The organism is Amycolatopsis australiensis (assembly GCF_900119165.1).
GTDB lineage: Bacteria > Actinomycetota > Actinomycetes > Mycobacteriales > Pseudonocardiaceae > Amycolatopsis > Amycolatopsis australiensis.
The window spans coordinates 4,686,868-4,708,574 of record NZ_FPJG01000006.1; the positions used below are offsets into that span (position 1 = coordinate 4,686,868).

At 74.0% G+C, this 21,707-nt stretch carries 23 protein-coding genes; 8 read left to right on the top strand and 15 right to left on the bottom strand.

What is annotated here, in order from left to right:
• The first annotated feature begins 1 nt into the window (after position 1).
• A complete protein-coding gene (locus BT341_RS23185) occupies positions 2-529 on the top strand; it encodes a hypothetical protein (protein ID WP_084742977.1) in 528 nt (175 codons plus the stop codon).
• On the opposite strand, the gene mftD is transcribed toward BT341_RS23185, so the two are convergent.
• The 7 genes from mftD to mftA form a co-directional block, all read right to left on the bottom strand.
• Positions 530-1,723 carry a pre-mycofactocin synthase MftD gene (gene mftD / locus BT341_RS23190; protein WP_072478281.1) on the bottom strand — a complete coding sequence of 398 codons (1,194 nt, stop codon included), beginning with the start codon at positions 1,721-1,723 and terminating at the stop codon, positions 530-532.
• A complete protein-coding gene (gene mftF, locus BT341_RS23195; protein WP_072478282.1) occupies positions 1,720-3,132 on the bottom strand; it encodes a mycofactocin biosynthesis glycosyltransferase MftF in 1,413 nt (470 codons plus the stop codon). Before mftF ends, mftD begins: the two co-directional genes overlap by 4 nt.
• Positions 3,133-3,313: 181 nt before the next feature.
• Complete coding sequence (locus tag BT341_RS23200; protein WP_072478283.1) at positions 3,314-4,093, bottom strand: mycofactocin-coupled SDR family oxidoreductase; 780 nt, start codon at positions 4,091-4,093, stop codon at positions 3,314-3,316.
• Positions 4,090-4,764, bottom strand: a complete 675-nt coding sequence (gene mftE / locus BT341_RS23205; RefSeq protein ID WP_072478284.1) for a mycofactocin biosynthesis peptidyl-dipeptidase MftE — start codon at positions 4,762-4,764, stop codon at positions 4,090-4,092. Before mftE ends, BT341_RS23200 begins: the two co-directional genes overlap by 4 nt.
• A gap of 1 nt (position 4,765) precedes the next feature.
• A complete protein-coding gene (mftC, locus tag BT341_RS23210; RefSeq protein ID WP_072478285.1) occupies positions 4,766-5,929 on the bottom strand; it encodes a mycofactocin radical SAM maturase in 1,164 nt (387 codons plus the stop codon).
• Entirely contained in the window at positions 5,929-6,222 is a 294-nt protein-coding gene (gene mftB / locus BT341_RS23215; RefSeq protein WP_072478286.1) for a mycofactocin biosynthesis chaperone MftB, read from the bottom strand. Before mftB ends, mftC begins: the two co-directional genes overlap by 1 nt.
• Complete coding sequence (gene mftA / locus BT341_RS23220) at positions 6,212-6,310, bottom strand: mycofactocin precursor MftA (protein ID WP_072478287.1); 99 nt, start codon at positions 6,308-6,310, stop codon at positions 6,212-6,214. Before mftA ends, mftB begins: the two co-directional genes overlap by 11 nt.
• A 105-nt stretch (positions 6,311-6,415) precedes the next feature.
• On the opposite strand from mftA, the gene mftR reads away from it, so the two are divergent.
• The 3 genes from mftR (at position 6,416) to BT341_RS23235 (ending at position 8,548) form a co-directional block, all read left to right on the top strand.
• Positions 6,416-7,057: a mycofactocin system transcriptional regulator gene (gene mftR / locus BT341_RS23225; protein ID WP_072478288.1), complete on the top strand. Its 642-nt coding sequence runs from the start codon at positions 6,416-6,418 to the stop codon at positions 7,055-7,057.
• A gap of 247 nt (positions 7,058-7,304) precedes the next feature.
• Complete coding sequence (locus tag BT341_RS23230) at positions 7,305-7,652, top strand: GntR family transcriptional regulator (RefSeq protein ID WP_072478289.1); 348 nt, start codon at positions 7,305-7,307, stop codon at positions 7,650-7,652.
• Positions 7,649-8,548: a DUF1648 domain-containing protein gene (locus BT341_RS23235; protein WP_072478290.1), complete on the top strand. Its 900-nt coding sequence runs from the start codon at positions 7,649-7,651 to the stop codon at positions 8,546-8,548. The genes BT341_RS23230 and BT341_RS23235 overlap by 4 nt, the downstream gene beginning before the upstream one ends.
• Before the next feature lie 3 nt (positions 8,549-8,551).
• Here BT341_RS23235 and BT341_RS23240 read toward each other — a convergent pair whose 3' ends face one another.
• Positions 8,552-8,989, bottom strand: a complete 438-nt coding sequence (locus BT341_RS23240; protein WP_072478291.1) for an SRPBCC family protein — start codon at positions 8,987-8,989, stop codon at positions 8,552-8,554.
• Positions 8,990-9,039: 50 nt separating this feature from the next.
• Between BT341_RS23240 and BT341_RS23245 the strand changes: the two genes are divergently transcribed.
• Positions 9,040-9,654, top strand: a complete 615-nt coding sequence (locus BT341_RS23245) for a TetR/AcrR family transcriptional regulator (protein WP_072478292.1) — start codon at positions 9,040-9,042, stop codon at positions 9,652-9,654.
• A 19-nt stretch (positions 9,655-9,673) separates the two neighbouring features.
• Here the strand turns inward: BT341_RS23245 and BT341_RS23250 are convergent, their stop codons facing one another.
• Positions 9,674-10,348: a DUF4190 domain-containing protein gene (locus BT341_RS23250; protein WP_218177760.1), complete on the bottom strand. Its 675-nt coding sequence runs from the start codon at positions 10,346-10,348 to the stop codon at positions 9,674-9,676.
• 546 nt (positions 10,349-10,894) lie between these two features.
• On the opposite strand from BT341_RS23250, the gene BT341_RS23255 reads away from it, so the two are divergent.
• Both BT341_RS23255 and BT341_RS23260 read left to right on the top strand, forming a co-directional pair.
• Positions 10,895-12,520, top strand: a complete 1,626-nt coding sequence (locus BT341_RS23255; protein WP_072482140.1) for a GMC family oxidoreductase — start codon at positions 10,895-10,897, stop codon at positions 12,518-12,520.
• A 7-nt stretch (positions 12,521-12,527) separates the two neighbouring features.
• On the top strand, positions 12,528-14,102 hold the full coding sequence (locus BT341_RS23260) for a succinic semialdehyde dehydrogenase (protein WP_072478294.1): 1,575 nt from the start codon (positions 12,528-12,530) through the stop codon (positions 14,100-14,102).
• A gap of 3 nt (positions 14,103-14,105) precedes the next feature.
• Here the strand turns inward: BT341_RS23260 and BT341_RS23265 are convergent, their stop codons facing one another.
• The 4 genes from BT341_RS23265 to BT341_RS23280 all read right to left on the bottom strand — a co-directional run bounded on the left by BT341_RS23265 (position 14,106) and on the right by BT341_RS23280 (position 18,488).
• Complete coding sequence (locus tag BT341_RS23265; RefSeq protein WP_072478295.1) at positions 14,106-14,876, bottom strand: isocitrate lyase/PEP mutase family protein; 771 nt, start codon at positions 14,874-14,876, stop codon at positions 14,106-14,108.
• Positions 14,877-14,898: 22 nt separating this feature from the next.
• Positions 14,899-16,347, bottom strand: a complete 1,449-nt coding sequence (locus BT341_RS23270; protein ID WP_245805073.1) for a phospholipase D-like domain-containing protein — start codon at positions 16,345-16,347, stop codon at positions 14,899-14,901.
• Between the two features lie 81 nt (positions 16,348-16,428).
• Complete coding sequence (locus tag BT341_RS23275; protein WP_072478297.1) at positions 16,429-17,946, bottom strand: MFS transporter; 1,518 nt, start codon at positions 17,944-17,946, stop codon at positions 16,429-16,431.
• Positions 17,943-18,488: a class I SAM-dependent methyltransferase gene (locus BT341_RS23280; RefSeq protein WP_245805074.1), complete on the bottom strand. Its 546-nt coding sequence runs from the start codon at positions 18,486-18,488 to the stop codon at positions 17,943-17,945. The genes BT341_RS23275 and BT341_RS23280 overlap by 4 nt, the downstream gene beginning before the upstream one ends.
• A 66-nt stretch (positions 18,489-18,554) precedes the next feature.
• On the opposite strand from BT341_RS23280, the gene BT341_RS23285 reads away from it, so the two are divergent.
• Positions 18,555-19,142 (top strand): helix-turn-helix domain-containing protein, encoded by a 588-nt coding sequence (locus BT341_RS23285; RefSeq protein ID WP_072478298.1) that lies wholly within the window; start codon positions 18,555-18,557, stop codon positions 19,140-19,142.
• A 5-nt stretch (positions 19,143-19,147) separates the two neighbouring features.
• On the opposite strand, the gene BT341_RS23290 is transcribed toward BT341_RS23285, so the two are convergent.
• Positions 19,148-20,716: an amidase gene (locus BT341_RS23290; RefSeq protein ID WP_072478299.1), complete on the bottom strand. Its 1,569-nt coding sequence runs from the start codon at positions 20,714-20,716 to the stop codon at positions 19,148-19,150.
• Between the two features lie 23 nt (positions 20,717-20,739).
• A complete protein-coding gene (locus BT341_RS23295) occupies positions 20,740-21,675 on the bottom strand; it encodes a LysR family transcriptional regulator (RefSeq protein WP_072478300.1) in 936 nt (311 codons plus the stop codon).
• Between the last annotated feature and the right edge of the window lie 32 nt (positions 21,676-21,707).

Here is a 21,707-nt window from a genome sequence, read left to right on the forward strand (position 1 = left end):
CATGACCGAACCCGGCGCCGATCCCGGCCGGCGACACCGCCTGGACGCCCTCGTCCTCGTCGTCCAGTCCGAGCTGGCCGCGGCCGGGCTTCCCGTGGCGCCCGCCGAGCGTCCGATCGGCACGGCGGGCGCCATCGTGTCGGTCGACCTGCCGGACCTGAACGGCGTGCTGGTCCACTGGCGGCGGCACGAGGTCTGCCGAGACGCCGCGCAGGCCGCCTGGGCCGAGGATCCGCACGGCGAGGGGGACGAGTACGCCGCCTTTTCGCGGCTGTCGTCCGCGGTCGGCGAGGCGATGGGAGAGGCGATGCGGAAGATTCTCACCGCCGCCGGGCTGGAGGTCACCCCGACGCTCAACGACTACGAGCCGCACGAGCTGCTGGTGACCCGCTCCCTGGCGCCGTCTCCGTGGCGTGCCCGGCACGACGCCCGCTTCCGGGAACGGTACGAGTCGATGCGGCGGGCCTGGAACAGCCGGCTCGCCGCGGAGCGCCCGGACGACGATGGCGACGTCCGCGGCGAGCAGTGATCAGCTGACGCTTCGGCTCGGCTCGCCGCCCAGCGTGCGGGCGAACGTGTCCGGGATCCGGACGTCCGCCCGGCCGAGGTCGTGCACGCTGCGGCGGCCGAGGGCGAGCAGCGTCGAGTCGATTCCGTTGCGCAGCACGTCCAGGACGTTCTCCACGCCGGCCTGCCCGTTCGCCGCCAGGCCCCAGAGGTACGCGCGGCCGATGAGCACCGCGCGGGCCCCGAGCACGAGGGCCTTGACGACGTCGCTGCCGCGCCGGATGCCGCCGTCCAGCAGGACCTCCACCTGATCGCCGACCGCGTCGGCGATCGCGGGCAGCGCGCGGATCGTGGCGGGCGTGCCGTCGAGGTTGTTGCCGCCGTGGTTGGACACCGAGATCGCGCTGACCCCGGCGTCGGCCGCGCGGCGGGCCTCGTCGACCCGGATGACGCCCTTGAGCAGGAACGGCCCGTCCCACTGCGCGCGCAGCCACCGCACGTCCTCCCACGACGGCGGCGGGGTCTGCAGCCACTGGCCGTACGCGCCGAAGAACGTGGGGACCGGACTGCCGGGTTCCGCCATGTTCGGGACGCCGAGATCGGGCAGGCGGCGGGTGCGCGCGTAGCCGAGCAGCCAGCGCGGGCGCGTCAGGCCTTCGGGCGCGAAGCGCAGCAGCTCGCGGAAGGTGAGTTTTTCGGGGATGTGCGGGCTGCCCCAGTCGCGGCTGTGGGAGAACGACCAGTCGAGCGTGAGGATGAGCCCGGCGGCCCCCGCCCGGCGGGCGCGCTCCAGCCGGGCGAGGATGTCGTCGCGGCCGCCGGTCCAGTAGACCTGGAAGAACGTGGCCGGGTTGGCGGCGACGACTTCTTCGATCGGCTTGCTCGCGAAGGAGGACAGGCCGATCGCCGTGCCGCGGGCGGCCGCCGCGCGGGCGACGGCGACTTCGCCGTCCGGGTGCACGGCCTGCACGCCGGTGGGGGAGAGCAGCACCGGCAGCGCGATGTCCCGGCCGAGCACGGTGGTCGCCAGCTCGCGTTCCCCGGGCAGCCCGGCCGTGCGCGGGGCGAAGGTCAGCTCGTCGAAGGCGGCGAGGTTGTCCTTGAGCGTCAACCCCTTCTCCGAACCGGCGATCAGGGCCGAGTAGACGGACGTGGGCAGGCGCTTCTTCGCGCGCCGCTGTGCTTCGGCGACGGACTCGAACCAGGCGTTGCTCATCGGTTTCCCTTCAGGTCGACGCGCAGCGGGCGCCAGGCGATCCTGGGCCGCAGCGGCACGGTGGTCCGGTGGGCCAGGCAGCCGGCCCAGACGCCGGCGCCGTAGGCGAGGTCGTCGGCGAGGGCGCCGGCGGTGTAGCGAACCGGGTCCAGCTCGCGTCCGCTCTTCCACCAGGCGGTCAGCGGCGGTCCGAGCAGCAGCGACGCGAGCGCGGCACGCCGTCCCCGGCTGGCCCGGGTCAGGAAGGCGAGGAGGACGGGAGCGGCGAGTTGGGTGGTGTAGCGGCCGGCACCGAGCCAGGTCTGCCGCACGGCCGTGCCCGTCGCCCGGACCACGCCGCCGGCCGGGATGTGGTTGGCGCGCAATGTCTTCAGCATGGTCAGTACGGCCGTGCCGAACGCTCCGGCCGCGAGCGCCGGCCGCCGGGCGAGCAGCGCCGCGACGGTCAGCGCCGGCCAGGGGTGCAGGACGAGCGGCGCGAGAGCGTCGGGATGGCGCTGCGCGAGCGGCGCGGCCGACGTGCCGTATCGGAAGCGGCGCGCGAGAAGCCCGCGCCAGGTCGCGGGTTCGTGGTGGCCGACGTGGACGTCCGGCGCGTAGCGGACCCGCCGGCCTGCGGCGTGCAGCCGCCACACGAGGTCGACGTCCTCGCCGACCCGTAGCCGGGGGTCGAACGCCCCGGCCGCCGTCACGGCGGAGCGGCGCACGACCAGCGCGGCGGTGGGGACGTACGACGTCCGGGTGCCCGGGGCGACGCGGGCGGGCCGGTCCCCGAGGTCGAGGCTGCTCGCCGCCCGCGTGTACTTCCCGGCCGCGGTGTCCGGCGCCAGGGCACGGACGCGCGGGGCGACCGCGGCGAGCAGCGGATCGGCGAAGTGGGCCGCGAGCCGCTGCGCCCACGGTCCCGGCGCGACGCAGTCACTGTCCACAAAGGCCACAAGATCGGTGGAGACGTGCGCCAGGGCGGTGTTCCGGGCGGCACCGGGCCCGCCGTTGACGTCCCGGCGCACGAGTTCCGCGCCGTGCGCGGCGGCGACGGCGGCGAGCGCGGCGGGGCCGGCGGAGCCGTCGTCGACGACGAGCACGGGGTGGCGGCCGTCGAGTGAGGCCAGGCACCGGGCGAGTTCGGCGGGCCGGTCGAGGACGGGGACCACGACGGTGAGGTCGGCGGCCCGGGTGGGTGCGGGCGGCACGGGATGGGCGAGGCCGGCGTCGGTGAGCCGCCGGGCGAGCGCGCCACCGGCGGCGGAGGTGACCGGCCCGTCGGCGAGTTCCCGCCAGGCTGCGCGCCCGGCGGCGGTGAGGCGCAGGACTCGGGCGGGCGAGCCGCCGAACCAGAGGCCGGGGGTGAGCCGCTTCGTGCCGGGATCGAGCACGACGCGGAAGCCGCGAGGCAGGGGAGTGGTCACGGCGCGGGCCTTCCGTGGGCGGGGGTCGAGGCGGCGCGGGCGGCTTGGGTGTGCGGGGGAGTGGTCACAGCGCGGGCCCTCGGTGAGCGGGGGCCGAGGCGGCTTGGGTGTGCACGGTCTGGCCTCAGCGCGGGCCCTCGGTGAGCGGGGGCCGAGGCGGCTCGGGTGTGCACGGGCCTGGTCACAGCGCGAGCCCTCCGTCGACCGGGATGACCGCACCCGTCGTCGCGCCGGCGGCCGGGTCCGCCAGGAACGCCAGCACCTGCGCGATCTCCGCCGGGTCCAGCAGCCTTCCGACCGGCTGCTGCGCCGCGAAGTCCCGCGCGCCCGCCAGGCCGTACAGCCGCGCGCTCTCCGTCAGGATCGGCGTGTCGGTCGATCCCGGGCTGACCGCGTTCGCCGTCACGCCGGAGTCGCCCAGTTCGCTGCCCAGCGCCCGCACCAGCCCCGCCACGCCGGCTTTCGCCGCGCAGTACGCGGCCAGCATCGGCAGCCCGCGCGTCGCCGCGGCCGAGGCGACCGCGAGGAACCGGCCCGATCTCGGGACCGGCCGCCGCAGCATCGCCGGGATCGCCGCCCGCGCCAGGTTGAGCACTCCGCGCAGGTCCACGTCGAGGACGGCGTCCTCCTGCCCGGGCGGCACCTCCCACAGCGGCACGCCCCCGGCGATGACCCCGGCGGCCGCGACCGCGACGTCGAGCCCGCCCCAGCGGCGTTCGGCTTCCGCGACCGCCGCGGTCAGGGCCGCGCGGTCGCGGACGTCGGCGACGAACGCCTCGACCCCCGCCTGCCCGGCGACGGCCGCCAGCTCGGCCGCGCTGCCCATCGGGTACGGCAGCGCGGGATCGTCGGCGGCGACGTCGACCGCCAGCACCGCGTACCCCTGACCGGCCAGGCGCCGGACGGTCGCGGCGCCGATCCCGCGGGCCGCGCCGGTCACCAGCGCGACGCGCGGCGTCATGCCCAACCGTCCACATGGGACACCAGCTGCGCGGTCAGCTCGTCGAGCAACGCCTGCCCTTCCCGCGCGGTCGCCGTCGTCGGATCGCCGAGCACGCCCGTCCGGGTCACCGCGCGCACGCCGCCGTCACGCAGCAACGGCAGCACTTCACGCAGCGGACGCCGGTCCCCCGGCGCCGCCCGGTCCATCCGCACGCCGCCGGGCCGCAACGCCAGCTGCAGCGCGGTTTCCGGCCGCCCGGCGTGCGGATCGCCGTGCCAGCGCGGGTGGAAGACCTCGACGTCGCGCGATTCCGCCCGCAGCCGCGCGACGGCCCGGGTGACCGGTGCCGCGTTGCCGCCGTGCGCGGAGACGAACAGCAGCCGCGGGAACGTCTCCGCCGCGGACCGGCCCAGCTCCACCAGCAGCAGCTCGGTCGCTTCTTGCCCGATCGACAGCGTCCCGGCGAATCCCGCGTGCTCGCCGCTGGAGCCGTACACCACCGGCGGTGCCACCAGCACGCCGGGACGCTTGCCCGCCAGCCGGTCGCACAACGCGAGGGCGATGTCGGTGTCGGTCGAGAGCGGCAGGTGCGGGCCGTGCTGCTCGGTCGCCCCGACCGGCACGGCCAGTATCGCGCCGGCCGCAGCACGCTCGGCGACGTCCGGCCAGGTCAGGTCGGCCAGCCGCATGTCAGGGCCGGAACCCGGCGAGGGGGTTCTCGTCGCAGGCGCGCTCCGGCGGACGGCGCATCCCGATGGTCACCGGGACCGGACGGCGGTGGCTGTGGTCGAGCGACGGCTTCGGGACGGCGGTGACACCGGCCAGCGCGCGTTCGCCGTGGCCGCGGACGCATTCCGGATCGGGGCCGTCGAGCGGGAGGCCGGTGAAGAACTTCGCGGCCATGCAGCCGCCGCGGCAGGCGTCGAACGCCGAACACGACGTGCACGCCCCGCCGCTCTGCGGGCCGCGCAGCTCGGTGAACAGCGCGGATTCGCGCCACACCCGGGTGAATCCGCCGCCGTCGCGGACGTTGCCGGCGAGGAAGGTGTCGTGGATGGCGAACGGGCAGGCGTAGACGTCGCCGACCGGGTCGACCAGGCACACGACGCGTCCGGCGCCGCACAGGTTGAGCCCGGGCAGGCCGCCGTCGCCGTAGCCGGCGAGGTGGAAGAACGAGTCGCCGGTCAGGACGTTTTCGCCGTGCGCGACCAGCCAGTCGTACAGCTCCCGCTGCTGGGTGGCGGTCGGGTGCAGCTCGTCCCAGGTGTCGGCGCCGCGGCCCGACGGGCGCAACCGGGTGATCCGCAGCTGGGCGCCGTACCGGTCGGCGATCGCCTGGAACGCGTCGAGCTGGCCGACGTTGTGCCGGGTCAGCACCACGGAGATCTTGAAGTTCCCGAAGCCCGCGTCGGAAAGGTGGGTCATGGCGCGGATCGCGGTGGCGTACGAGCCGGGACCGCGGACGTGGTCGTTGACCTCCGCGGTGGCGCCGTCGAGGGAGATCTGCACGTCGACGTAGTCGCTCGCGGCCAGCCGTTTCGCGGCATCCTCGGTGATCTTGACACCGTTGGTGGAGAACTTGACCCCGACGTGGTGCTCGGTGGCGTAGCCCACGAGTTCCCAGAAGTCCGGGCGGACGGTCGGTTCGCCGCCGCCGATGTTGACGTAGAAGACCTGCATGCGCTCGAACTCGTCGATCAGCGCCCGGCATTCCGCAGTGGACAGTTCGCGCGGGTCGCGGCGGCCGGAGGAGGAAAGGCAGTGCACGCAGGAGAGATTGCAGGCGTAGGTCAGTTCCCAGGTGAGGCAGATGGGGGCGTCGAGCCCGTACTGGAATTCGTCCACAAGGGACATCAGCGGCTCCTCGGGCGGATCGTCCGCGACGCGGCCAGCGCGGCGAGGGCGGTGCGGTAGCGGGGCAGCTCGGCCGGGGTGACCCCGGCGGCGGCGCAGGCCGCGCGGGCGGTCGGCTGCCCGGTCAGTCCCCGGACCACGGCGAGCATGGTCCGGTTCTTCAGAAACGACAGCCGGCGGGTGCCGAAGTGGTAGAGCAGGGCGCCGAACCGCTCCGGCCGGATGGACACCCGGTCGTCCAGTTCCCAGGCGCCGTCGAGGTCGAACTCCGCCGGGGTGTCCTCAGTAGACACCGCACATGCCGTCGATCGACACTTCTTCGACCAGGAGCTCCTCGGCCAGGGCTTCGTCCGGTTCGGTGGTCTGCGGGTTCTCGCTCATCCTGGCTCCTTTGGCAGAGATGATTTTGACACCGAGTGTCGAATACCGGGGAGAGTAATGTCACCGCGTGTCGGCAAGCAAGGTCCGCGACGAAAAGGCACCCGGATGACCGATGGCACGCTCGCCCGGCCCGCGAACCGCCGCGGCCGCCCGCCGGGCACGAGCGCACGGGAACTGGAGGTCGCGGCGCTGCGGCTGTTCACCGAACAGGGGTTCCACGAGACGACGGTCGACCAGATCGCCGCCGCGGCCGGGGTCAGCAGGCGCACGTTCTTCCGGTACTACGACGCGAAGGCGGACGTCCTCTGGAACGAGTTCGACACCGAGGTCGCGACGATCCGCACGCTGCTCGCCGGGATGCCGCCGGACCTGCCGGTGCTGGAGGCGGTGCGCCGGGCGGTGCTGGCGGCCAACCACTACCGCGCCGAAGACGTGCCGGAGCTGCGGACCCGGATGACGCTGCTGAGCTCGGTGCCGGAGCTGGCCGCGAGCGCGGCGGTCCACTACGACGCGTGGGAACGGGCGGTCAGCGCGTATGTCGCCCGCCGGTCCGGCCAGCCGGAGGACTCGCTGTACCCGCTGGTGGTGGGCCGCGCGGTACTGGCGGCCTGCCGGGCGGCGTACGACCGGTGGTCCGCGCGGGCGGACGCCGACCTGGTGGTGTACCTGGACGCGGCGTTGCGCGCGCTGGCGGCGGGGCTGGCCGACGACGTGCTCGGCCCGGAGCCGGACCCGGTGCGGACCTGACGGTTCCCGCCTGACCGGTGGTGTCCTCGGGGAACGCCGGGCGGTTGTGCGGGGAGGTCGGGGCTTGGGCGGCCGGACGGGACGCGCGCTGATCGTCCGGGAGTGCCGGGCGGGCCATGTTCGGCTGGGGCCGGGCTCGGGCTGCCTCGTCCTCGGCGAGCGCCGGAGCGAGGCGCGGCCCGCTCGCCATCCTCGCCACCAGCCCGTGTTGCCGTGCGCGCCGACTTGTTCTAGTATTTCTAGAACAATGTTGCTACGACTGGATGACCGGGATCCCGCACCGCTGCACGAAAAGATCGCGTCGGCCCTGCGGCGCGCCCTCGCGACCGGGGAAGTCGCGGTGGGCGAACGGCTGCCCGCCGCGCGGGAGCTGGCCGCCTCGCTCGGGGTCAACATGCACACCGTGCTGCGCGCCTACGCCCAGCTCGCCGACGAGGGGCTCGTCGCCATGCGGCGGGGGCGCGGTGTGACCGTGCTGGCCGCCGGGCCCGACCGGGCCGAGCTGCACCACCGGATCCGGGCGCTGCTCGACGAGGCGCGGCGGCTGGGGATCGGGCGCGAGGAGCTGGTCGCCATGATCGGGGAGGTTCGATGAAGCCCGCTGTCCTGCGCTACGGCGTTCCGGCGGTGATCATGCTCGGCGTGGTCGTGCCGGCGCTCGTCCTGGCGCCCCGGCTGCCCGACCCGATCGCCGTGCACTGGGGGTGGGGCGGCGTGCCCAATGCTCACGCGCCGTGGTGGCTGGTCACCGGCGGCGCGGCCGTGTTCTGGGGCGCCGCGTGGATCGCCGTGGCCCGGAGCGTCTCGGCGGCTTCGGGCGTCTACGCCCTCGGCGGCATCCTGCTGGCCGCGCATTCGGTGGGGCTGTGGGCCAACGTCGACGTCACGTCGTGGGACCACGCGCGTCCCGTCGGCTGGCTGCTCGCGCTGGGCATCCTCGCCGTGGGGCTGGTGGCCGGCGCCGCCGGATGGGTGCTGGCGCCACCGAGGCCGGCCGACGCCGAGCGTGGTGCGGCGCCGTCCTTCGGGCTCGGCGCGGACGAGCAAGCGGTCTGGTCCGGGACCGCGCACAACCTCGCCATGGTCGTCGCCGCGCCGGTCGCCGCCGCCGCGGCCGCGGTGCTGGGCAGCGCGGACGTGTGGCGGATCGGGTTGCTGGTTTCCGTGGTGGCCCTGGTGTTTTCGACCGTGCGGGTGCTCGTCGGGCCGTCCGGTGTGCGGGTGCGGGTCGGGCTGCTCGGCTGGCCGCGCCGGACCCTCGCCTACGACGAGATCGCCGAGGCGCGCGCCGATCGGATCGTGCCGCTGGCCTACGGCGGCTGGGGCTGGCGGCGCCGTCCCGGCCGCAGCGCGATCGTGGTCCGGGCCGGCGAGGGCCTGGTGCTGCACCTGCGTTCCGGCGGCCGCTTCGTGGTCACCGTCGACGCGGCGGAGACGGCGGCGGGCCTGGTCAACGACTACGTGTCCCGGCACCGGTCACCGGCGTCGTAGCGGCTACCAGTCGCCCGCGGCGAGGACCGAGGGGAAGCCCTCGGCCAGCATCCGGCGACGGACGCGGTGCAGCAGCCGGGCCATGAAGAAGCCGCCGACACCGCGGAAGCCCGTGTGCCGGTAGGTGAGGCGGGTCCCGCCGGCGGACTCGTCGAGGCGGCACGTCACCGTGCTCGGCGCGTCGGACTCGTGGTTGCGCCAGCTGAAACTCAGCAGCTCCGGGGCGTCGGCGGCGAGGATCTCGCACCGGACGACGCCGTCCCAGCCGGGGACCGGCCTGCCGACGAACCGGAACCGCGTGCCCACCTCCGGGACGAAGCCTTCGGGCCGGCCGCCGCGGCCGGTCGACGTCCACCGCGGGACCAGCGCCGGGTCGGTGAGGGCCCGCCAGACGCGGGGCCGGGGCTGCGGGTACTCGCGGACGATCTCGAACTCGCTCATACTGCTCCTTACAGTCACTGTAAAGAGTACTCCTGCTGTACGATGGTGCGGTGCTGAACACCGAGTCGTTGCGCGAGCGCCGGAAGCGGGAGTTGCGGGCGCAGCTGTCGGCCACCGCGACGCGGATGTTCCTGGAGCACGGCTTCGAAGCGGTGCGCGTCGCCGACGTCGCGCGGGCCTGCGGTGTCGCGGAGAAGACGGTCTTCAACCACTTCGGCAGCAAGGAAGCACTGGTCGCGGACCGCTGGGACGTCCAGGTCGGCGCGCTGGTCGCCCGGCTGGCGGACCCGTCGGTGGCCCCGCTCGACGCGGCGCTGGAGGTGCTCGAGGCGGAGCTGGGCTACCTGGTCGCGTCGGCGCGCGAGCGGAGCTGGGCGGAAATCCGCCGGTTCGGCGAGCTGGTCCGCTCGACGCCGGCCCTGGTGGCCCACTACCGCGAAGCCCGCGACCGGCTGACGGAGGCGGCGGCAGCGGCATTGTCGAGCCGGACCGGCGCCGAGCGGGGCGATCCGGAAGTTTGCGTCACGGCGGCGGCGATCGCGGGGTTGTGGAACGTCTACGCGCTCAGCCTGCAGAAGCACATGACGAAGAGCGGGCCGCACGTGGCGCGAGCGGTGCGCGCAGACCTCGCCGCGGCGGCCGACGCGCTACGCCGGGGTCTGTGAGTCTCGCGGTCCCTGGCGCTCAGTGGCGCAGCGGGCCCGTGAACTGCTTGTCCGAAGTCACCTGGAACGTGCACACCGCCGCGGACTTCCCGGCCAGCCACGCCTTGCTGTCCGGATAGAACACCCCGACCGACGCCTCGACCGGCGGGGTGTACCCCGGGCCGAACACCGTCGCCCGCTGGGCTTCGCAGCCCGCCTTCGCCTGGGCTTCCAACGTCTCCTCGCCCGGGTATTCGCCCGCGACGTACCCCTTCAGCGGGACCGTCGCGAACGCCTCGCCGTCGTGCGGCTCCGCGCAGGACACCTTCGTCGCGTCCAGGCCGTAGGCCGCCGGGGTGTTGTAGCACTCGCCCGGCTGCAACGCGACGATCGTCGGCGTCGTCGCCAGCAGTTCCGTCTTCTTCACCAGCACGATCACGCCCACCGTCAGCGCGCCCACCCACAACACGCTCAGCACGATCCCCGCGATCGCCATCCCGCGGCCCGCCTGGCCGGACTTGCCGATCTGCACCAGCGCGACGATGCCGAAGATCAGGCCCAGCACCAGCGAGAACCCGCAGATGCCGAGGATGCCCAGGATCAGCGACGCGACCGCGAACCCGTTGCGTCCCCGCGGGCCGGGCGGGGCCGGGGCCATCGCCATCCACTGCGGTGGGCTGGGCGGCATTCCGCCTGGCGGGTGCTGCTCGGACATGGGCCCCCTCTGCCGGTCACCGTCCGCTGGCCGGCGGACGCCTGCGCAGATCATAGTGGCGGATCGGGTCACGGTGTCACATCGACGCTTGTCGCCCGATGCGGTGGCTGCCTGCAGTCGTCCTCCGGTTCCCGCGGGGGAGGAAGCATGCACGCCAGGCGGCGCTCGATCCGGTTCGCCGGCACCCACGGCACCATCAGCGCGGCGGTCATGGACGGCTGGTTCGGCGGGGACCGCAAGCACACCTTCAGCGTCCCGCGGATCAAGCGCATCACCAACACCGAGCCGGGATTCGCCCGCCCCGGGCGGCTGACCTTCACGGTCGAGGGCGCCGCCACGGAGGTCCTGCCCAACCCGGCGGGCGGCGGCGACCGGGTCGACATGAACACGTTCTGTTACAACGGCTGGGACACCAAGCTGGTCGCGGCGATCGAAAAGCCATGGCCGCGATGCAGGAGCACCCGTTGCGCTCGGCGGCGGCGACGCTATACCGTGAGCAAACTAGAACAGGTTATAGTTTGTGGTGGGCCGGACCGAGGAGCGGACATGGCGAACAGGGCGCCGCGCGGCGACGAGGCCGACTACGTCGTCGTCGGGTCGGGGAGCTCGGGGGCGGCGATCGCGGGCCGGCTGGCGCAGTCCGGGGCCAGCGTGATCGTGCTCGAAGCGGGCAAGAGCGACGAGCGGCTGCTCATCAGGAAGCCCGGGCTGGTCGGGCCCATGCACGCGGTGCCGCAGCTGAAGAAGCCGTTCGACTGGGGCTTCTACGGCGTCGAGCAGAAACACGTTCTCGATCGGCGGATGCCGGTGCCGCGCGGCAAGGTGGTCGGCGGGTCCAGCTCCATCAACGGCATGGTCTACGTCCGCGGCAACCGCGCCAACTTCGACTCGTGGGCCGCCGAAGGCAACACCGGCTGGGACGCCGACAGCGTCAACGCGGCGTACAAGCGGATGGAGGACTTCGAGGACGGCGAGAACGCCTTCCGCGGCGCGGGCGGCCCGATCCGCGTCACGCGCGCCAAGAACCCGCAGGAGGGGTCACTGCAGTTCGTCGAAGCCACTTCCGAGGCGCTCGGCTGCAAGATCCTCGACGACTACAACGCCGAGTCGCAGGAGGGCGTCAGCCGGATGCAGCAGAACGCGGCCGACGGCCTGCGCTACAGCGCTTCCCGCGGCTACCTCCACCACCTTGCCCCGCCGACGCTGGAACTGCAGTCCGGGGCGCTGGTCAGGAAGGTGCTCTTCGACGGCGGGCGCGCGGTCGGCGTCGAGGTGGCCGACGGCCGGGGGACCCGCGTCGTGCGCGCCGGCAAGGAGGTCATCCTTTCGGCCGGGTTCGTCGGCTCCGCGCAGCTGCTCATGCTGTCCGGCATCGGGCACGCCGAGCACCTGCGCGAGCACGGCATCGCGGTGCGCGCCGACCTGCCGGTCGGGGACAACCTGCACGACCACATGTTCCACGCCCTGACGTTCCACGTGTCCTCCAGCAAGAACAAGGGCACGGCACCGTACTTCGCCCGCGGCCTGGCGCGGGAGCTGCTGCGGCCGGGCAGCACGTTCCTGGCGAACTCGGTGTTCGAGGCGGTCGCGTTCCTGCGGACCTCGCAGGCCGGCGCGGTGCCCGACCTGCAGCTGCACCTGCTGCCGTGGGCCTACGTCTCGCCCAACCAGGACGCGCCGATCCGGCACGACGTCGACAAGCGCCCCGCGCTCACCGTGCTGACGACGCTGATCTACCCGAAGAGCCGCGGCACGCTGCGGCTCGCCTCCGCCGACCCCGCCGCGGCGCCGCGCATCGACTTCCGGTACCTGTCCGACCCGGCCGACCTGGAACTGCTCGGCGAGGGCTCGGAAATGGTGCGCGAGATCTTCGCGTCGAAGGCGTTCAAAGGCGCGGTCAAGGAGGAGATCCACCCGGGCACGCACCTGCGCGGCCAGGAGCTGCGCGACGCGATCCTCAACCGTGCGACGTCGGTCTACCACGGCGTCGGCACCTGCCGGATGGGCGTCGACGAACTCGCCGTCGTCGGGCCCGACCTGAAAGTGCGCGGGGTCGACGGGCTGCGGGTCTGCGACGCCTCGATCATGCCGTCGATCACCGGCGGCAACACCAACGCGCCCGCCATCATGATCGGCGAAATGGGCGCGCGGCTCGTCCTCTCGGGAAAGTGAGCGGACCATGACCCTGACCCCGCTCGGCCTCTCGCGTCCGGCCGGCGTCACCGACGAGTTCCTGCGGCAGCTCGTCGCCCGGGTGCCCGGATCGTCCGGCGAGACCTGGCCGCTCACCGAGGTCTACACCGGCGAGGTGCTCGTCGGCCTGCCGCAGTCGACGCCGGCGGACATCGAGCGGGCGTTCGCCGCCGCGCGCGAGGCGCAGCGGAAATGGGCAGCCACGCCGCTCAAGCAGCGGCTCGCGGTGTTCAAGCGGGCGCACGCGCTCTTCGTCGGCAACGCGCGGACCGTCGCCGACCTCATCCAGGTCGAGAGCGGCAAGAACCGCCGGATGGCGATCGAGGAGACGTGCGACCCGGCGATGGTGATGAGCCACTACCTCAAGCGGGCCGCCAAGCTCCTCGCGCCGGTGCGCCGCGGCGGGCCGGTGCCGTTCCTGACGTCCTCGACCGAGATCCGGCTGCCGAAGGGCGTCGTCGGCGTGATCGCGCCGTGGAACTTCCCGTTCGCCACCGGCATTTCCGACGCCGTGCCCGCCCTGATGGCCGGCAACGCGGTGGTGCTCAAGCCGGACAACAAGACGGCCCTCTCGCCGCTCTACGGCGTCCGCATGCTGGAAGAGGCCGGCCTGCCGGAGGGGCTGTTCCAGGTCGTCTGCGGGGAGGGCCCGGACGTCGGCCCGGCGCTCATCGACCAGGCCGACTACGTCATGTTCACCGGCTCCACCGCCACCGGCAAGGTGATCGGGGAGCGGGCGGGCCGCAACCTCATCGGCTGCTGCCTCGAGCTGGGCGGCAAGAACCCGATGATCGTGCTGCCGGACGCCGACTTCGGGGAAGCCGTCCCGGGCGCGATCTTCGGCGCGTTCGGCAACACCGGCCAGATCTGCATGCACATCGAGCGGATCTACCTGCCCGACTGCCGCTACGACGAGTTCACGGCCGCGTTCGTGGCGAAGGCGTCCGCGCTCGACGTCCGCGCGGCCTACGACTTCGGCCCGGACATGGGGTCGCTCGTGTCGCCGGACCACCTGCGCCGCGTCAAGGCGCACGTCGACGACGCGGTCGCCAAGGGGGCCACCGTGCTCTGCGGCGGCAAGCCGCGGCCCGACCTCGGCCCGGCGTTCTTCGAGCCGACGATCCTCGAGGGCGTCACGAAGGACATGCTCTGCGGTGTCACGGAAACGTTCGGGCCCGTGGTCGCGCTGCACCGGTACCGGACGGTCGACGAAGCGATCGCGCTCGCCAACGACACCGACTACGGCCTCAACGCCTCGGTGTGGAGCCGCGACGTCGGCGCCGCCCGCGCGGTCGCCGCGCGGCTGGAGTCCGGCAACGTGAACGTCAACGACATCCTCGCGACCGCGTTCGCCGCCAAGGGGACGCCCTCCGGCGGGGTGAAGAGCTCCGGAGTCGGCGCCCGCCACGGCGACCAGGGGCTGCTCAAGTACACCGACGTGCAGCACCTGGCCGTGCTGAAGAAGCAGGTCATGGGCCCGCGGCCCGGACAGCGCTACGACCGGTACGTCGAAAGCATGCTGTCCGGGCTCAAGCTCATGCGGAAGCTGCGCATCCGGTAGCGGTCAGTTGAGCCTGCGGGTGCCCGCGGGCAGGCCGCCGCCGGCGTAGACGTTCTCGGCGAGCTCGGCCAGCGCGGTCAGGGCGACGTTCTGGGCCCACGGGCCGTAGGACACGCGGGAGACGCCCAGCTCCTGCGCGCGCGCCAGCGGGATCGACCCGGGGACGCCGATCAGGTTGACCTTGCGCTCGCCCAGCTCGTCGACCAGCCGCGCGACCTGGGCCTCGTCGAGCTTGCCGGGAACGAAGAAGTTGGCCGCGCCGGCCTCCAGGTAGGCGCGGCCGCGGGTGATGGCCTCGGTCAGCGCGGTCTCCGGATCGGTCTTGAGGAAGGCGTCGGTACGCGCGTTGAGCACGAAGTCGACGCCGGCCTTTTCCGCCGCCGCGACGGCCGCTTCGACCGCCTTCACGGCTTCGCCCAGCGGCTTCATCCGGTCTTCGAGGTTGGCGCCGACGGCCCCGGCGTCGATCGCCCGCGCGACGGTGCCGCCGGGGTCGCCGTAGCCGGCTTCGAGGTCGGCCGTCACCGGCAGGTCGCCCGCCACCCGCACGATCAGCGCGACCTCGGCGATCATCTCGTCACGCGGGATCTTCTCGCCGTCCGGGTAGCCGCGCGAAGCGGCGATGCCGTGGCTGGGCGTCGCGAGCGCCTTCGTGCCGGGCGTCTCGGCGACGACCTTGGCGGTGATGGCGTCCCAGACGTTGACGAGCAGCAGCAGCTCGGGGGCGGCGTGCAGCTCCTGCAGCCGGGTGGCCTTCTCGGCGGTGGAAGTCATGCCGCCAACCTAGTCCCGATCTTCAGCCGTCCACCAGAAGTCCCCGCAACGGGCCCTGCAGCCGCCCGGCGCGGCGCGAGACGCCGGGCAGCAGCACCAGCCGGTGGGTGCGGTGCTCGCCGCGGCGTTCCCGCTCCGCCTGCTCCTCGGCCAGCGGCCGCCAGAGGTGGTCGACGACGTCCGCCGGGTCGGTGGCGTCCAGCTCCGCGGCCGGGCGGCCCAGGTGCTCGGCCCACAGGCGCAGCCGCGTCGCGCGGGCCACCGCGGGGTCGTCGGTCGCGATGTTGACCTCGGTGTCGTTGAACAGCGAGTGCTCGTTGAGGTTCGCGGAGCCGACGGTCAGCCACTCGTCGTCGACGATGCCGAGCTTCGCGTGCACGTACACCGGCGCCGAGGACTCCCCGTCGTGCGCGCTGATGGTCGTCGCGAGGAGACGGCGGTGGCCGTCGTCCGCGTCGAGCAGCCGGCCCAGCTGCCCGCGGGTGGTGTCGGAGCCGTTGCTGGGCTTGCGCGGCAGCAGCAGGACGACGCGGAAGCGGTCGTCGGGTGGCTCGCGCAGCTTGCCGAGGAGCACCTCGGCGATCTCGGGCGACCACAGGAACTGGTTCTCCAGGTAGATCAGCCGGCGCGCCGACCGCAGCGCCCGCAGGTAGCCGTCGAGGAGCGTGAAGTCGCCTTTCGGGGCGAAGCCGTAGGTGTGGTCCGGCACGGTGCGCAGCAGCTGGACGCGGCTGCCGCCGGCCGGCGCGGGCACCTCCGGCGCCGGCAGGTCCTCGCCCGCCACTTCGCTCCAGCGTTGCCGGAAGTGGCCGGCGACGTCGGCGACGATCGGGCCTTCGAGCCGGGAGGCCAGGTCGTGCCACCCGATCGGCCGCGGCGGGTGTTCCGGGCTGTCGTGCCGGTCGCCCTCCAGCGCCGTGAAGTCCACCCCGCCGACGAACGCGACGGCGTCGTCCACCACGACCACCTTCTCGTGGTGGCAGTGCAGGGTCCGCTCGCGGGAGTCCAGCACGCAGCGCACGCTCGTGCCGTCGGTGAACTTCCGCCGCTCGCGCCGCGCGAGCCGCCGCGTCGGCTGGAACGCCGGCACCGGCGGCCCGGCCCACAGCAGCACCCGTACCTCGACGCCGCGCGCGCCCACCTCGGCGAGCAGATCCCGCAGGGTGGGCGCGCCGGGCTCGCGCGTCAGCCGGAAATCGGCGCTGGCGTGCCAGTTGGCGATGTGCACGTGGGACCGCGCGTGCCGGATGGCGTCGGCGATCGAGGGCAGCGACTCCTCGCCGTCGATGAGCACCTCGACGCGGTTGCCGTCACGGACGGCGGCCCGTCCGCCGAGCCGGTCGCCGGCGCCACCCGGTCTCAGCACGTCGCCCCAGCCGAGCCGCCGCAACCGCCGCCGGTGGTGGCCGCAGAGCAGCCGCTCGAGCGCGTCACCCAGCCGTTCGTCCGCCTTGTCCAGGAATGTCGTCACCCGTCCCATGTCACTACAGATCGGTGCGGTTCGCCGAGCAGTGACGCTGCGTCGAGGACTCGGTTGCCCAGCGCCTCCGGTTCAGCGATGGCCTCGAACCGCACGGTCCTCGCGCCGCGGCCGGGCGCCGGCCCCGCGCACGAGGAGGAGGACCAGCACGGCGGCCAGCACGCCGGTCCCGGCCCACATCGACTGCCGCCAGCCGTCCACAAAGGACTGCTGTGCCGCGTGGAACACCGGCGGCGGCGCCGTGACGGCGTTCGCCACGCCCCGCCGGGCGGCGTCGGCGACCTCCGCCGGAACGCCGTCGAGGCGCGCGTCGATGGCGCCGCGGTAGCCGGCCGTCAGGACCGTGCCGAGGAGCGCGACGCCGAGCGCGGTGCCGAGCTCCCGGGTGACGTCGTTCAGCGCGGACGCGACGCCCTGGCGTTCCCGCGGCAGCGCGCTCGTGATCGCTTCGGTCGACGGGGTCATCGTCAGGCCCATGCCCAGTCCCATGGCGAGCATGCCGGGCAGCACCGAAAGGTAGCCGCCGTCGACGGAGACGAAGAGAGCCATCATGGCCAGCCCGGCGGCCCCGAGTGTGATTCCTGCAGCCGTCGTCGCGCGGCCGCCGGCGCGCTCGGCGACCCGCGGCGCGAGCCCGGACGCGGCCATCATCAGCAGCGCCGTCGGCATCAGCGCGCACGTGGCGCGGAAGCCGGACCAGCCGAGCACCGCCTGGAAGTACGGGAAGAGCACCACGAAGATCCCCGCCTGCACCCCGAAGACCGCCAGCAGGGCCACGGAACCGCCCGCCAGGCCGCGCTCGCGGAAGAGGCGGACGTCGAGCAGCGGTGCCCGGTGACGCAGTTCCCACCTGACGAACCCGAGGACGCCGACGACCCCGGCGGCCAGGCTCAGCAGCGTCGCCGGGGCGCCCCAGCCGCGGTCCGGTCCTTCGTGGAGCGCCAGGACGATCCCGGTCACGGCGGCCGCCGACGCCAGCGAGCCGCCGACGTCGAACCCGTGCCGGGTCTCTTCGCGGGAGTCGGGCACCGACTGCCACGTCACCGCGACGGCCGCCACGACGAGCGCGATCGGCAGGACGAACAGCCACCGCCAGCTCGTCAGGTCGACCAGGACCGCCGAGAGGAACATCCCGAGGATCCCGCCCCCGCCGGCGACGCCGGTCCACACGCCGATCGCGCGGGAGCGGTGCTCCTCGGGGAAGGTCGACGTGATGACCGCGAGCGTCACCGGCATGATCATCGCCGCGCCGGCACCGGCCAGGAGCCGGGCGGCCAGCAGGATCACGGCGGACGGCGCCAGGCCCGCCGCGAGGTTCGCCACCCCGAACAGCGCCAGCCCGGTGAGCAGCACGGGCTTGCGGCCCCGCCGGTCGCCGACCGCGCCGAGCGGCAGCAGCAGCGCCGCGAGGGTGAGGGTGTAGCCGTTGATGATCCACAGGACGGTGGCCTGTCCCGCGCCGAACTCGACCGCGATCTCGGGCTGGGCGACGTTCAGCCCGGAGACGGACGCGATCACCGCCGTCAGGGCGAGGCAGACGCCGAGCAGGACCGCGCGGCGCCGGCGCGGGTCGTCGATGATCGTGCTCACGGCTTCCTCCTCGCCCGCACGACGACGTCGTGCAGCGGATGCTTCGCCGTCCGGACGCGCTCTTCGGCGGTGACGATCTCCCAGTCGTCCAGCAGTTCCGTGATGCCGGGGACGGTGGCCGACGCCTCGGCAACGTGGTGGTGCCCGCCGGCGTGCCCGACGACGAGCAGCGTGCCGCCGGGTGCCACCCACTCCGCGATGCGCCGGTAGAACGCGAGCTGCGGCATCGCCGGGTGGGCGTAGTGCGTCACGACCAGGTCGAACGGCGTGGCGGGCGTCCAGGTGGTCAGGTCGGCCCGGACCCACTCGACACCCGGCGAGCCCGCGTGCCGGAGAGCTTCCGAAGAGATGTCCACCGCCGTGACGGCCCAGCCGCGGGAGGCCAGCCAGATCGCTTCGGCGCCTTGCCCGCAGCCGGCGTCCAGCGCGGTGCCCGGCGTCAGTTCGCCGGTTTCCCGGACCAGGTGGGGGTTGGGGTCGCCGGCGCCGTGGCGGGCCTGCCGCCAGTGGTGTTCCCAGTAGGGCATGTCGAAATCGGTCACGCCGGCCACCGTGCCGGAGCGGCTGGCGAATTGGCAAAGCTTCTTGCCGATTGGCAAAATGGGGGCATGGACGAGATCGACCGGGCGCTCGACGCCGTCGGCCCCCGGCTGAAGCGGCTCCGTCAGCAGCGGGACACCACGCTCACCGCGCTGGCCGAGCAGACCGGCATTTCCGCGAGCACGCTGTCACGCCTGGAGGCGGGCCTGCGCCGCCCCACGCTGGAGCAGCTCCTCCCGCTGGCGCGGGCCCACGGCGTGACCCTCGACGAGCTCGTCGACGCGCCGCCGACCGGCGACCCGCGCGTGAACCTGCGTCCCATCGCCTGCCGGGACGGCGCGACGATCATCCCGCTGACCCGCCGGCCGGGCGGCATCCAGGCGTACAAGTTCGTCCTGCCCGCCGGGGACGCGGAGCCCGACCCGCGGACGCACGAGGGCCACGACTGGGTGTACGTGCTCAACGGAACGCTCCGCCTGGTCCTCGGCGAGCACGACCTCGTCCTCGGGCCGGGCGAGGCGGCGGAGTTCGACACCCGGACGCCGCACTGGTTCGGCGCCACGGGCGCGGAGCCGGTCGAGTTCCTCAGCCTCGTCGGCCGGCAGGGCGAACGCGCCCACGTCCGGGTGGCGTCCCGGCCGGTCGCCGCCGGGTGAGGCGGTCAGGAACCGATCGTCGGGAGGAACGCCGGGGCCCGGCGCGCCGGGGCGGCGCGCTCGAACGCCGCAGCGAGCGCGAGGACCCGGGCGTCGGCCCAGCGGCCCGCGAAGAACGAGACGCCGATCGGGAGCGGGCCCGCGAACCCGGCCGGGACCGACACGTTCGGGTAGCCCGCGACCGCCGCCGGGGTCGACGAGCCCAGCACGAACGCGTCGCCGGTCGCGTAGTCCGTCTTCCACGCCGGGCTGTTGGTCGGCGCCATGATCGCGTCCAGGTGCAGCCGCGACAGCGTCTCGTCGATCGACCGCCGGGCCAGCGAAGTCGCCGTCTCGCGCTGCTGCCGGTAACCCGGGTCGCTCGGCGGTGGCGCGGCCGCGGCCTGCTCGAACAGCTCCTGGCCGAACTTCGACAGCTCGACCGGGTCGCTCCGGTCGAACGCGATCAGCTCCTCGAGCGTGGCCGGGTGGCCGGGCCGGTGGGCGAGGTAGGCGTCGAGGTCGTGCTTGAACTCGGTGAGCAGCGCCGGCGTCTCGGCGGCCCCGATCCGGTCCTGGTTGGGCAGGTCCACGTCGACGACCGTGGCGCCGCGGGCGGTCAGCGTCCGCACGGCGTCCCCGACGACCCGGTCGACGTCGGCGTCCAGCCCGGCCAGCCGCCAGACCCCGATCCGGGCGCCGCGCAGGGCGCCCGGGCGCAGCAGGGCCGCGTAGTCCCGCGGCTGCCCGGCCGGGATCGCCGCCGTCGCGGGGTCGGCCGGGTCGCGGCCCTGCAGCACGGACAGCGTGATGGCGGCGTCGACGACGTGGCGCGCCATCGGCCCGGCGGTGTCCTGCTCGGCGGAGATCGGCACCACGCCGGTCCGGCTGACCAGCCCGAGCGTCGGCTTCGCGCCGACGACGTCGTTGGCGCCGGCCGGGCAGACGATCGAGCCGTCGGTCTCGGTGCCGATCGCGACCTGGGCCAGGGTGGCCGCCACGGCGGCGCCGGAACCGGAGGACGAGCCGCACGGGTTGCGGTCGAGGACGTACGGGTTGTTCGTCTGGCCGCCGACCGCGGACCAGCCGGACGTCGAGTGGGTGGAGCGGAAGTTCGCCCACTCGGACAGGTTCGTCTTGCCGAGGATCACCGCGCCGCCGCGCTGCAGCCGGTCCACCAGCGCCGCGTCGGCCGCCGGGCGGCTGCGCGGCAGCGCCCGTGACCCCGCGGTCGCCGGCTGCGTGCGCGTGTCGATGTTGTCCTTGAGCAGCACCGGGATCCCGTCCAGCCGGCTGAGCGGCCGGCCGGTCCGGCGGCGGGCGTCGCTCGCGGCGGCGGCGCGCAGCGCACCGGGGTCGACGGCGACCACGGAGTGGACCTTGCCGTCGAGGTCTTCGATCCGGTGCAGGTAGGCCGCGGTCAGCCGCACCGAGGTGAGGCTGCCGCCCGCCATCCGCTGCTGCAGGTCCGGGATGGTGGCCGCGTCCAGGTCGAAGCCGAGGCCCGTGGCGGCGACGGCGGGGACCGGGGCCAGCAGGGAACCGGCGAGAGCGACGAGCACGGCGGCCGAGCGCAGACGATTCACGGCATCCATGGCACTCCCCGGCCACGCCGGAGTCAACCCCCCGTTCGTCGGGCCCGTCCGTCCACAAGGGACTCGATGCCCGGCGGCAGGCGGGTCCGGTCGGCCACGAACCCCACGATCGCCGTCCGCAGCGCGCGCACCGCCCGGGTCGGTTCGACCTGCTTGCGGTAGGCCAGCTGCACGACGCGGGTCATGCCCGCCTCCGGCACGAACCGTGTCATCCGGAACCGGTCGCCGGCCACCGTGCTCGGCACCACCGCGGACCCCACGCCGGCCCGCACCAGCTCCAGGACGGCGTCCATCTCGCCGCCCTCGATCGCGAACGCCGGTTCGAACCCGGCCGCGCGGCAGGCGTTGACCGTCGCCTCCCGGACGTCGTAGCCGCGGCGGAACATCACCAGCGGGACGTCGGCCAGCTCCCGGACCTCGAGCCGGGTGCGCCGGGCCGGGGCGTCCGCCGGCGAGACGAGGACCAGCTCTTCCAGCAGCAACGGGGTCGCGGCCAGGTGCGGGTCGGCCGGGGCGGCGGCCAGCAGCGCCAGGTCCAGCGCGCCTTCGGCCAGCCGCTGGCGCAGGTCGCGCGAGCCGCTTTCCTGCAGTTCCAGCTGGATGCCCGGATAACGGCGGCGGAACGCCCCGAGCATCGCCGGGAGCAGGCCCGTGCACAGGCTCGGCGGGGCGCCCAGCCGGACGCGGCCGCGGTCGAGCTCGTCCAGCTCCCGGATGGCCCGCCGGGCGGTCTCGGTCTCGGCGAGGATCCGCCGCGCGATCGGCAGCAGGACTTCGCCCGCCTCGGTGAGGGTCACATTGCCGCGGATCCGGTGGAACAGCGGCGCGCCGAGATCGTGCTCCAGCGCCCGGATCTGCTGGGACAGCGACGGCTGGGCGACGCGCACCCGCTCGGCTGCGCGGGTGAAGTGGCGGTCTTCGGCGACGGCGACGAAGTAGGCGAGCTGCTGGAACTGCACTCGCTCATGATAGCTGGCGCCTATCAACTGCA